Origin of the sequence: Aquiflexum gelatinilyticum (assembly GCF_024741135.1) — a bacterium.
Taxonomy (GTDB): domain Bacteria; phylum Bacteroidota; class Bacteroidia; order Cytophagales; family Cyclobacteriaceae; genus Cognataquiflexum; species Cognataquiflexum gelatinilyticum.
Window position 1 is genome coordinate 47,107 of the sequence record NZ_JANSUY010000014.1, and the last position, 12,638, is coordinate 59,744.

Annotated in this window: 7 protein-coding genes and 4 tRNA genes; 7 read left to right on the forward strand and 4 right to left on the reverse strand. The window is 39.1% G+C overall.

Annotated features, from left to right (window positions below; genetic code table 11):
- Window positions 1-29: 29 nt before the first annotated feature.
- The 3 genes from NU887_RS15030 (at window position 30) to NU887_RS15040 (ending at window position 4,619) form a co-directional block, all read left to right on the forward strand.
- Window positions 30-1,202, forward strand: a complete 1,173-nt coding sequence (locus NU887_RS15030; protein WP_258424202.1) for a 6-bladed beta-propeller — start codon at window positions 30-32, stop codon at window positions 1,200-1,202.
- Window positions 1,203-1,434: 232 nt separating this feature from the next.
- Entirely contained in the window at window positions 1,435-3,228 is a 1,794-nt protein-coding gene (gene rpsA, locus NU887_RS15035; RefSeq protein WP_258424203.1) for a 30S ribosomal protein S1, read from the forward strand.
- 206 nt (window positions 3,229-3,434) lie between these two features.
- Entirely contained in the window at window positions 3,435-4,619 is a 1,185-nt protein-coding gene (locus NU887_RS15040; RefSeq protein WP_258424204.1) for a hypothetical protein, read from the forward strand.
- Window positions 4,620-4,724: 105 nt separating this feature from the next.
- Here NU887_RS15040 and NU887_RS15045 read toward each other — a convergent pair.
- The 4 genes from NU887_RS15045 to NU887_RS15060 form a co-directional block, all read right to left on the reverse strand.
- Window positions 4,725-4,795 (reverse strand) — tRNA-Cys (locus NU887_RS15045).
- A 518-nt stretch (window positions 4,796-5,313) separates the two neighbouring features.
- Window positions 5,314-5,383 (reverse strand) — tRNA-Cys (locus NU887_RS15050).
- Between the two features lie 125 nt (window positions 5,384-5,508).
- Window positions 5,509-5,578: transfer RNA gene (locus NU887_RS15055), tRNA-Cys, on the reverse strand.
- Window positions 5,579-5,898: 320 nt separating this feature from the next.
- Window positions 5,899-5,968 (reverse strand) — tRNA-Cys (locus tag NU887_RS15060).
- A gap of 367 nt (window positions 5,969-6,335) precedes the next feature.
- Between NU887_RS15060 and NU887_RS15065 the strand changes: the two genes are divergently transcribed.
- Genes NU887_RS15065 through NU887_RS15080 form a run of 4 tightly spaced genes read left to right on the forward strand, consistent with a single transcriptional unit; the run spans window position 6,336 to window position 12,635 of the window.
- The gene (locus NU887_RS15065) at window positions 6,336-7,598 is read left to right on the forward strand and encodes a c-type cytochrome (RefSeq protein WP_258424205.1); all 1,263 of its coding nucleotides are present in this window, start codon (window positions 6,336-6,338) and stop codon (window positions 7,596-7,598) included.
- Window positions 7,599-7,637: 39 nt separating this feature from the next.
- Window positions 7,638-10,718, forward strand: coding sequence for a TAT-variant-translocated molybdopterin oxidoreductase (locus tag NU887_RS15070; protein WP_258424206.1), 3,081 nt, complete (start codon window positions 7,638-7,640; stop codon window positions 10,716-10,718).
- An 18-nt stretch (window positions 10,719-10,736) separates the two neighbouring features.
- Complete coding sequence (gene nrfD, locus NU887_RS15075; RefSeq protein WP_258424207.1) at window positions 10,737-12,101, forward strand: NrfD/PsrC family molybdoenzyme membrane anchor subunit; 1,365 nt, start codon at window positions 10,737-10,739, stop codon at window positions 12,099-12,101.
- Between the two features lie 3 nt (window positions 12,102-12,104).
- Window positions 12,105-12,635, forward strand: a complete 531-nt coding sequence (locus NU887_RS15080) for a DUF3341 domain-containing protein (RefSeq protein ID WP_258424208.1) — start codon at window positions 12,105-12,107, stop codon at window positions 12,633-12,635.
- Window positions 12,636-12,638 lie beyond the last annotated feature (3 nt).

Consider the following 12,638-nt stretch of genomic DNA (forward strand, 5'->3'; position numbering starts at 1 on the left):
TAATGCCATTTTGATTTTAATAAAATTTTATGTCGAAATACAAACTTAAACTCCTCCTTCACATTGTTTTTTGCGGATCCTTACTTTTCGGATGCAATTCCAAACCAATAGACAAAAATGTAGAAATAATTCTCGTCGGAGATTCAGAACCTCAATTCCTTTCAAAAATCATAGATAATATCGAGTATATAGTTTTTGAAAACCCCAATAAGCCTTTTGTTAAAGCCGACAAATTATTTGTTTTTGACGGGGGAATTATTTTGGCGGACTTCTGGAGCAACCATACCTTATTTAGGTACGACCAAAATGGTAAATTTATCAATCCCATAGGTAGATTCGGTGAAGGACCGGGTGAATATGTTCAGATTACAGATGTCGACTTTGATGAGTCAAACAATAATTTGATTGTTGTTTCACGAAATCACCTAATCACGTACAGTATAGAAGATGAATTTATTGATGAAATTGAATTAAGGAACAGGCCTTATAAATTTTTAAAACTGGATGGTGAAAAGTATTTGTTTTATTTTCCGGAGGTCTTGGCACCGGAACTAAGAGCAGGAATTGACCGAGCAATTCTATACAATTACTCAACTGATTTAGATAGTTTAGAACCTATTTTTGATCCGGTTTTTCCTGAAAAAATAAATGGTATGGGGGAAAAAAACAATCTTTTTAAATTGGGAGAAACGGTTCTTTTTTCTTCGAACTTTTGTGATACAATTTATATGCTCTCAAAAGATGGCATCGAAAAAAAGTTTTTCCTTGATTTTGGTTCTGAACAAAATGATTTGTCAAAGTTATATGGACTATCCATTCCTGATTTGGTGAAAGTACTTAATGGAGAAGCATTTAAAAATATATCGATACACATGCCTCATCTATTTGGGAATTCAAGATACCTGACATCTGCTTTTAGGAAAAAAACCGGATTTGATTTTTTTGTATATGACATGAAAGACAAGATCCCTTATCTTTCTTCAAAATCGGTGAATGACGTGGATGGTGGGCTAGGATTTGGTATTATCAAAAGGATGGATGACGATTACTTTTATTCATTTTTTGAACCGGAAGAAATCCTCCAACATTATGAAAAGAACATTGATCAATTAAAAGACCAAGACAATAATTTCACAAAACTTGCCACGCAGATCACTAGAGATGATTTTTTGATTTTGGCCAAGTATAAATTAAAAAAGTAAGCTACTTCTTCGTCCCCTGAGAGATTTCAGGGGTTTCGTTTTTAAAAGAATCTTGATCGCAAACCAAATACATTTTTCCTTTCAATAATTCTCCTTTTCCAAAAAAACCTTACATTTGCAGTCCGTTCGGGTGAACGGGGTCTCTGCGACTGATTCTCAGCGACTTTTCATCAACTAAAAGCCTCAATCCCATGACCCTAGGATAGAGGAATGTCAGGGTCAATCACACAATATGTCTAATCAAAAAGAGTTTAACTGGGATAATTTCTCCACCAAAGGTTTTGGTGACGGATATTCCAAAGAACAAAAGGCCGACATGGAAGCCATGTATGCCGGAACTTTGAACACGATCACAGAAAAAGAAGTCATCAAAGGCACCGTAGTAGGTATCAATGACAAGGACGTGATCATCAACATCGGTTTCAAATCTGATGGCTTGGTTCCAGTATCCGAATTCCGTGATCTTCCTAATCTTAAAATCGGTGATCAGGTAGAACTATTCATCGAAGAGCAGGAAAACTCCTTGGGACAGCTTGTCCTTTCAAGGAAAAAAGCAAGAATGGTACGTGCATGGACTGACATCGAAGATGCCCTTACCAATGACAGCGTAATCGAAGGTCTTGTAAAAAGAAGAACCAAAGGTGGTCTTATCGTGGATATCTACGGTGTGGAGGCTTTCTTGCCAGGTTCTCAGATCGACGTGAAGCCTATCAGGGATTTTGATATCTATGTAGGTAAGAAAATGGAAGTAAAAGTGGTTAAAATCAACCACACCAACGATAACGTAGTTGTTTCGCACAAAGTCTTGATCGAAAAAGACCTTGAGAAACAAAAAGCAGAAATCCTCAACAACCTTGAGAAAGGTCAGGTATTGGAAGGTGTTATCAAGAACATGACCAACTTCGGTGTATTCATCGATTTGGGTGGTGTAGATGGCTTGCTTCACATCACTGATATCTCTTGGGGTAGAATCAACCATCCGGAAGAAGTACTTAACCTTGACGACAAAGTTCAGGTTGTTGTGCTTGACTTCGATGATGACAAGAAGAGAATTTCTTTGGGTATGAAGCAATTGACTTCACATCCTTGGGATGCCTTGTCAGCTGAATTGGAAGTTGGTTCAAGAGTGAAAGGTAAGATTGTCAATGTGGCTGATTACGGTGCATTCTTGGAATTGGCTCCTGGCGTTGAAGGTTTGATCCACGTTTCTGAAATGAGCTGGTCACAGCACTTGAGAAATCCTGCTGACTTTGTAAAAGTCGGTGACGAAATCGAAGCTGTTGTTTTGACTTTGGACAAAGACGAAAGAAAAATGTCTCTTGGTATCAAGCAATTGACTGAAGATCCTTGGACTAAAGGTGACATGGCTGCCAAATATGCTGTTGGAACCAAACATAAAGGAGTGGTAAGAAACTTGACCAATTTCGGTTTGTTCCTTGAATTGGAAGAAGGAATCGACGGTCTGGTACACGTATCTGACCTTTCCTGGACCAAGAAAATCAAACACCCATCTGAGTTTGTGAAAGTCGGTGACGAATTGGCTGTAGCTGTTTTGGAACTTGATGTTGACAACAGAAGATTGGCACTTGGACACAAGCAATTGGAAGAAAACCCTTGGGATACTTTCGAAACAGTATTCCCTATCGGATCAGTACATAAGTGTACTGTGAATTCCAAAAATGACAAAGGTGCAGTTCTTGAGCTACCTTATGGTTTGGAAGGTTTTGCAACCTCCAAAAACCTGGAGAAAGAAGACGGATCTACAGTTGAAGTCGGTGAATCTTTGGATTTCAAAGTGATTGAATTCTCTAAAGACGATAAGAGAATTGTCCTTTCCCACACTGCTACTTTCAAGGAAGATGCTAAAGCTACAGCAACTGCAGCAGCAAAAGCAGCAGATAAGAAAGGCAAGAAAAAAGCTGACGAACCAAAAGCTGAGGCTCCTGCTGCTGCAGAGAAATCAACTTTCGGTGACATCGATGCTTTGGCTGAGCTGAAGGAGAAGATGGAAGGCGGAAAGAAGTAAGACTTGAGATATGAGATATAAGACATGAGATCTTAGCTCATTCTTAAATATAGAAGAGTGTCTGCCGAAAGGTGGACACTTTTTTTATGCCCATCACAATTTCTTGCTTGGTCTGAATTTGGAGCAAAAGGATGGATAGATCAAATTCGAATAAAATGAACTAAAAATAAAATTGATTTTTAAAAATTATTTTTTAAAATTGAGTTATGAAACATCTCCAACTTTATACGCTCGTCCTCCTAATTTTTTGCTCCTGTTCGGACCCAGAAAAAAAGGAGCAAGAAATTCCTACCACTTATTCGTTTGAGGTTATTGATTCGTTGGATCTAAATATTTTGGGAGATCCCCTTATTGTTGATGTCAGCCCAAAAGCGGATCGGATTGTCTTCTATGATTTTGCCAACCGCGAATTTATTATCACGGACAGCTCAGGAGCTATTTTGAGCCAGTTTTCGAAAAAAGAAGACACCCCTGATTCCCATGGATTCCTGATGGAATCCCCCGGTTTCGTCAATGAAGATCAACTCGCCCTGGCCGGGATGAATGGGATTTTTATATATGATTTAGACGGCAATATGATTAAAAAACTTGCGCATCCTGAGTCTTTGGGAGGTGCTGGATTTATGAGTTTTTCGGGTAAAGGAATGGAAACGGCAATACTTCATGGAAAGCAGTATTTGCTTAGCAAATCTGTCAGAACTCGGGAGACTTTTCCTGGAGAACAAAAATTTTATGACAGCTTCAGGGCTTTGGAACTTATCGATATTGAGGAAGAGAAATTCATTGAAATTATACCCTTTGAGCAAGGAAGTCAGTTTTTGGATGGAAATGGCTATTTTGAAAGTGATTATGCTCCGGCATTAGAGGCTTCCGAAAGCAAACTTTATATTTCCTTGGGTGGGGAACTGCGGTTGAATGTATATGACCTGAGTCCTGAGGGAGCAGAGTTGGATACGGTGGTCATGCTTGATTTACCCGGCTTTGGCAAACTGCCTGTAACGCCAAGGGCTGAATTTGCCGAAGGTACGGTTATTATAAAAGGTGGCACACCTGCTATTCGAAACATACATGTTGTAGAAGGCAAAATTTTGGTTCAATACTATGGTGGAATTCCCGAGGAAAAAAAGAAGGAATTAGAAGCGCTTTATAGTTCTGGAAGTGAAGCGGAAGCTGAACAGCTCTATGAAAAAATTGAAAGTGAAGTCAATCAGGGAATTTTGATATTGGACCAAAAGACTTTGGAAGTAATTGGAAACCTTGATTTTCCCGAAGGAGTTAATGTAAGCGGTTTTGCCTCAGGCGGCGGGTTTCTATGGATGGAAAAAGCTCCAAATAGGGAAGAGGAAGAAGATTTTTTAAGAATTTATAAAGTGCAACCAGTGGGTAAATAGAAAACCATCCGTTGAATTATTCATTATTGCAATTTTATTGAACATTGGGGATACCTAACGTTGAAAAACAAAAAAGCATCCCTTTTCAAGGATGCTTTTTTTGTGAGGTCGAGAGCGGATTCGAACCGCTGTACAAGGTTTTGCAGACCTCTGCCTAGCCACTCGGCCACTCGACCGTTTTTACGGAATGCAAATGTAGGGATTCTACTAATTAAATCAAACGGAGTTTAACCTAATTTTGGTTCTAATAAAATTTCATTTTTTGATAAAATAAAAGAAGCTTCCCAATTGTGGGAAGCTTCTGAGGTCGAGGATGGATTTGAACCACCGTAGAAAGTCTTGCCGACTAACGCCTAACACTCGGCCACTCGACCTTGTAAAAACCATTTGACTTAATAGAAACCTGAATCCGGAAATAAACGAAATACAACTTTGCTAAAAAGCCTTTTTTAAAAGATGGGAAGGAATTTTGATTGGACTGAAAACCATTCCTGTATTGAGGTCGAGGATGGATTTGAACCACCGTGGAAAGTCTTGCCGACTAACGCCTAACACTCGGCCACTCGACCTTATAAAAACTATTGACCTTCAGACAAATGAGAAAGGAATTTAATCCAACACAGTTGGCCAAAAGGCTTTATGATAAAATTTGATGGAACGGTTTACCTTGGGTGATTAAAACGTTCTTTATTTGAGGTCGAGGATGGATTTGAACCACCGTAGAAAGTCTTGCCGACTAACGCCTAACACTCGGCCACTCGACCTTATAAAAACTATTGACCTTCAGACAAATGAGAAAGGAATTTAATCCAACACAGTTGGCCAAAAGGCTTTATGATAAAATTTGATGGAACGGTTTACCTTGGGTGATTAAAACGTTCTTTATTTGAGGTCGAGGATGGATTTGAACCACCGTAGAAAGTCTTGCCGACTAACGCCTAACACTCGGCCACTCGACCTTATAAAAACAATTTGACTTAATAGAAACCTGAATCCGGAAATAAACGAAATACAACTTTGCTAAAAAGCCTTTTTTAAAAGATGGGAAGGAATTTTGATTGGACTGAAAACCATTCCTGTATTGAGGTCGAGGATGGATTTGAACCACCGTGGAAAGTCTTGCCGACTAACGCCTAACACTCGGCCACTCGACCTTATAAAAACTATTGACCTTCAGACAAATGAGAAAGGAATTTAATCCAACACAGTTGGCCAAAAGGCTTTATGATAAAATTTGATGGAACGGTTTACCTTGGGTGATTAAAACGTTCTTTATTTGAGGTCGAGGATGGATTTGAACCACCGTAGAAAGTCTTGCCGACTAACGCCTAACACTCGGCCACTCGACCTTATATAAAAACAAATAAAATCACTAAACCTTAAATTGACAAACTTTTTTTAATTTTTTTTTAATAAAAACTCAAATTTTCGAAAGTGTGAATTATTAAAAGTTGAAAAAGAAACTTGAAGATTTTTAATCGGCTTAATTCATGGTAATATTAATCCAAATATAATTTTATTTATAATGAATCTAAATTGAATACACCTAAAGCAAATACTGTTTAATACACTGAAATACAAATACTTAAATTAATTATAATTATAAAAATATGGTTGTCAATTCAAATTGATTCAAGTTTGAAAAATAGAATTGCGATAGTACATTTGCAGTGTTTATCAAAAAACGTGCTTTAAACTGTTTAATAAGTAATAAATATGTCGATCAATCGCTCAATATTAAGTGTTCCTTTAAGATTTAGCCTCTTACTGTTGCTATTCTTCCAGTTGTCAGGGACACAAGTCTATGCGGTAAATCCCGATGTTTCCAACAGTGAGGAGGCGATTGCTGCAGGAAAGACCGTATTCAATGCAAACTGTAGGACTTGTCACAGGCTTGATTCCAAGAATGTGGGACCCGCCTTAAGAGGGGTTACCGACCGTCATTCTATAGAGTGGACCAAAAAGTTTATCAAGAATTCACAAGCACTGATCGCTTCAGGAGATGCCGAAGCGGTCGCTATTTCAAGCCAATTCAATAATCTGGTAATGCCGGCACATGAATTCCTTTCGGATACCGACCTGATGAATTTGTTGGCATATATTGAATACGGTGATAAAGCTGACCCAGCTGCAGCTGCGGCACCTGCCGATGGCGTTCAAGCAGGTGCTACGGGAGGATCAGGGATTCCAAGTGAATACCTTACCATAATATTGGTTGTACTCGTAGTAGTATTACTTTTAATTTTGATTGTTTTAGGGCTCATCATATCTATTTTGACCAAATATTTGGGAAGCCAAAAACTTGATGCTGCTGATGAAGAATACATCAACCAAAAATTTGATTTTAAGAAACTGATCAAATCCGATGGTTTTGTAGTTATAATCACAACACTTGTAATCGCATTTACTGTAAAAACTGCTCTTGATGAGATTTTGACTATAGGTGTTCAGCAGGGATATGGTCCAAAGCAACCTATCGCTTTTTCTCATCAGCTTCATGCAGGACAATATGAGATTGAATGTCAATATTGTCACACAGGTGTTGAAATCGGTAAATCTGCCAATATACCGTCTGCTAATATTTGTATGAATTGTCATACACATATTCAAAATGTTGGCGGTAAAGAAGGTATCTCTCCTGAAATTGCAAAAATTTATGCAGCGGTTGATAATAATCAGCCAATTGAATGGGTACGTATCCATAACCTTCCGGATCTTTCATATTTTAACCATGCGCAGCACGTAGCTGTAGGCGGAATAGAATGTCAGACTTGTCATGGACCAATTCAGGAAATGGAGGTAGTTTATCAGCACAGTGCGCTTACAATGGGTTGGTGTATAGACTGTCACCGGCAGACAGACATCAATTCCAAAGGGAATGAATATTACGATAAATTGGTACAGTTACACAGCAATTCCAAAGAAGCACTCAAGGTGAAAGATATCGGAGGATTGGAATGTGCAAAGTGCCATTATTAATTAAAAAATAATTCAGAACTTACTTTTCTTGAATATACAATGACAGAAAATAAAAAGACCTATTGGAAAGGTTTAGAGCAATTAACAAATGATCCTGAATTTGTTAAGAATGCAGAGAAGGAATTTCCTGAAATGCCAACAATCTTAGGAAATGAAGAAGGTGCATCTAGGAGGGATTTTCTAAAATTGATGGGTTTTAGTTTGGCGGCTGCATCCTTGGCCGCTTGTGAAGCTCCAGTGAGAAAGGCAATTCCATATGTCAACAAACCTGTTGACGTCAATCCATCCATTCCTAATTATTATGCTTCAACATTTTCTTCCGGCGGTGATTATGCCTCTATTGTAGTAAAAACCCGGGAAGGAAGACCTATCAAAATAGATGGTAATGAACTTTCTCCTATAAACAAAGGAGGCATCAGTGCCATAGTTGAAGCTTCAGTTCTTTCTTTGTACGACAAACAAAGACTTGCTGGCCCATACATCAATGGGACGAAATCAGATTGGGCAACTATCGATTCTGAAGTAAAAGCCAAATTGGCATCAGCGGGTACAGTTAAAATTGTTACCAATACAGTAATTTCTCCATCGACTGAAAGAGTTCTTCAGCAATTTGCCGAGGTATTTGGTAGCGCGGAAGTCATCACCTACGATCCTATTTCCAATTATGGAATAACCAAGGCTGCTGAAACGTCTTATGGAACAGCAATGCTTCCAAGCTATAACTTCGATAAAGCCAATGTGATCGTGAGTTTTGGAGCTGACTTTTTGGGAACATGGATTTCTCCCATAGAGTTTGCTAAGCAATATGGACAGGGTAGAAAAATTTCGAAAGAAAAACCTGTAATGTCCCGCCATTTTCAGTTTGAATCCAACCTTTCCCTTACCGGAGCAAACGCAGATTACAGAACTCCAATAAAACCTTCTCAAAGCGGACTTGCAGTATTGGCATTATACAATGCCATTGCAAAGCAGGCCGGAGTAGCTACCGTTTCAGGTGCAATTGAAATCGCTCACCTTGATAAAGCTGCAAAGGAACTTTGGGCTAACAAAGGTAAGTCCATCGTGGTATCAGGTTCAAATGATCCTAATGTGCAGGTTGTCGTAAACGCCATCAATGACTTACTCGAAAACAATGGCGTTACCGTAGATTTTTCCAAGCCATCCTATTTCAGAAAAGGAGACGATTCAAAAATGAATCAATTTGTAGCGGATCTAAAAGCAGGCCTGATAGGAGGAGTGATTTTCTATAATTGTAATCCTGTTTATGATTTTGCCAAAGGGGCTGAAGTAGCTGAAGGAATTGCCAAAGCGAAAGTGTCAGTGGCCACCAACTCCACTATGGATGAGACAGCTTCCATGGTACAATACATTGCTCCTGATCACCATTATCTTGAATCATGGAATGATTTCTATCCAAGAAAAGGAGAATATAGCTTAAGCCAACCTGCGATTTCTCCATTATTTGATTCGAGACAAGCGCAGGATACATTTTTAGTTTGGGCAGGCGCTGCAACCAATTATTATGATTTCTTGCAGCAAAACTGGAATACAACCCTATTTGCAGCCCAAACTGAAACAGCAAATTTTCAGGAATTTTGGGATAGATCACTATTCAACGGGGTGTATTCTATTCCATCTGAATCAACACCTGTTGCCAATGTAGCTGATTTGGCTTCCGCAGCCTCTTATGTAGCAAAAGCTTACAAAGCAGAGAGTGCAGGCACAGAATTGGCCATTTATACCAAAGTCGGAATTGGCAATGGAACATTTGCAAACAACCCTTGGCTTCAGGAAATGTCCGACCCAATTTCTAAAGCTACATGGGATAATTATCTTACCGTTTCTCAAAAATGGGCCAATGAGAATGGCTTAAAGATGTCTGAAGGTGAGACTAAGAAAGCAAAAATTACAGTAGGAGGTAAATCTCTTATAGTACCGGTTTTGGTTCAGCCTGGTCAAGCAGACGAAACAGTTGGTTTGGCTTTAGGATATGGCAGGACCAAAGCAGGAAGGGTAGCAGATGGAGTCGGAGTGAATGCCTATGAATTGGTAGATAGCTCAAAAGGCTTTACAAATTTCGATGTAACTGAAGGTATTTCTATCGAATTGACTTCTGAGGTTTATAAAATTGCACAAACACAAACCCATCAAACTTACATGGGAAGAGAGTTTGTGATTCAAGAAGCTACCTTAGGTGAATATAAAGAAGACGCATCTGCAGGCCGATATCAGCCAAAAATTTACAAAGAAGGGGAGTTTGTCAAACCTTCTAAAATTTCACTTTGGAAAGGACACCAATATAGCCAACACCATTGGGGACTGGCAATTGATATGAATTCTTGTATCGGGTGTGGTGCTTGTACGATCGCATGTCAGGTTGAGAATAACGTTTCTGTAGTAGGAAAGCAGGAAGTGCTTAACCGAAGAGAAATGGCCTGGATTAGGATTGACAGGTACTATAGCTCCCCGGCTGAAGCTACCTCAAATAAAGAATTGGAAGTTGCGGCAGATAATCCAGAGGTTACCTTCCAACCGATGATGTGTCAGCATTGTAACAATGCCCCTTGTGAAACAGTATGTCCGGTTGCTGCTACAACCCACTCCTCAGAAGGATTAAACCAAATGACTTATAACAGGTGTATTGGAACAAGGTATTGTGCCAATAACTGTCCATATAAAGTAAGGAGATTCAATTGGTTCAAGTATCATGACAACAAAGATTTTGCTGCTGTTAACGTGGCACAAAACGACGACATGGGCAAGATGGTATTGAATCCTGATGTAACAGTCAGAGCAAGAGGTGTTATAGAAAAATGCTCTATGTGTGTTCAAAGAATTCAAGCAGGTAAATTGACTGCCAAGAGAGAGGGTAGGAAAGTTAAAGACGGTGAAATCAACGTAGCCTGTGCCTCGGCATGTCCTACTACTGCTATTGTTTTTGGAGACATGAATGATGCCAACAGTAAAATCACACAAATGCTCAAAATTCAAGAAGACACAACTTCAGCAATGAAAGAAGTAAATGAAGAAAGAGCTTACCACGTATTGGAAGAAATCAATGTGAGCCCTAACGTGTGGTATTTTACCAAAATCAGAAATAAGGATAAATCAGAAGCGTAATAAATAATTTTATAAGATATGCATGTTACTTCATCCGTACGCCAGCCTCTGATTACAGGCGGTAAAACTCTGAAAGACGTCACTCATGATATATCAAGGCAAGTAGAGGCTAAGCCCAGTATGGGCTGGCTTTTAGCCTTTTTATTTTCAGTAGGGGTTTTGTTATTAGGATCCATTGCATTGGTAGCAACTCTTTGGGAAGGTATCGGCATGTGGGGACTCAATAAAACTGTTGGCTGGGCTTGGGATATCACCAACTTCGTTTGGTGGGTTGGTATCGGTCACGCAGGTACCTTGATCTCTGCTGTACTTTTATTGTTCAGGCAGAAGTGGAGAATGGCCATCAACAGGGCAGCAGAAGCAATGACGATTTTTGCCGTAATCTGTGCCGCAATGTTCCCTGTTATACATATGGGTAGGCCTTGGTTAGGTGCTTATTGGGCTTTGCCACTTCCAAATACCTTTGGATCACTATGGGTAAACTTCAATTCACCTCTACTCTGGGACGTGTTTGCTATTTCAACTTACTTCTCTGTGTCCTTGGTGTTTTGGTATATTGGTTTGATCCCTGATTTTGCTACAATAAGAGACAGGGCATCCGGTATCAGAAAAACCATATATGGTGCATTATCTTTTGGATGGGATGGCGCTGCCAAGACTTGGAGCAGGTATGAATCTGTTGCTTTGATATTGGCTGGTTTAGCAACTCCATTAGTACTTTCAGTACACACGATTGTATCCTTTGACTTTGCCACCTCCGTGATTCCGGGATGGCACACTACTATCTTCCCTCCATACTTTGTTGCCGGAGCGATTTTCTCAGGTTTTGCAATGGTATTGACATTGATGATTGTGACAAGGAAAGTTTTCCATTTGGAGGATTACATTACTATCGGTCATATTGAATTGATGAATATTGTTATCATCATCACCGGATCTATTGTAGGTATTGCTTATATCACAGAATTCTTCATTGCCTGGTATTCAGGTGTTGCAGCTGAGCAATATGCCTTTATGAACAGGATGTTTGGTCCTTATTGGTGGGCATATTGGTCAATGATGACATGTAATGTAATTTCTCCTCAGCTTTTCTGGTTTAAAAAAATCAGGACTTCTATAGTTGCCACTTTCTTATTGTCTCTAGTTGTAAACATCGGTATGTGGTTCGAAAGATTCGTGATCATCGTGACTTCATTGCATAGAGATTATCTTCCTTCGTCTTGGGCAATGTTCTATCCAACCATCTCAGATGTTGGGGTTTATCTGTTCACCTTCGGATTGTTCTTCACATTATTTTTCCTTTTTGCGAAGTTCTTCCCAGTAATCAACATGGCTGAAATTAAATCTATTGTGAAATCAACCTCAGAAAAAGTAACAAAATAAAGCATGGAAAGAGATAAAAATTTCATCCTAGGCGTATATGACGATGAGGATGTTTTGTTGGATGCAATATCAAAAGTTAGAGGCAGCGGAGTGAAAATTCATGAGGTTTATTCACCTTTTCCTGTGCACGGTATTGATGATGTTTTGGGATACAAAAGGAGTAAACTTCCAATTGCAGCATTCTTATTTGGTATGCTGGGTACTACACTTGCCTTGACCATGCAGTTTTATATGATGAAATTTGACTGGCCAATGATCATTGGTGGTAAAGACCATGCTGCAGTGCCTGATTTTATTCCTGTAACATTCGAACTTACAGTTTTATTGGCTGCATTTGGAATGGTAGGTGTTTTCATGATAGCAAGTAATCTAAAACCTTGGGGTCAGCCAAGAATATTTGACATCCGAATCACAGATGATAAGCATGTTATGGCAATTGATTTAGCTGTAAATTCTTCAATGGCAGAAAATCAATTAACTGATGTTTTGAAAAATTCCGGTGCTTCTGAAGTTAATTTTAAAAGTTTTGAATAGGTA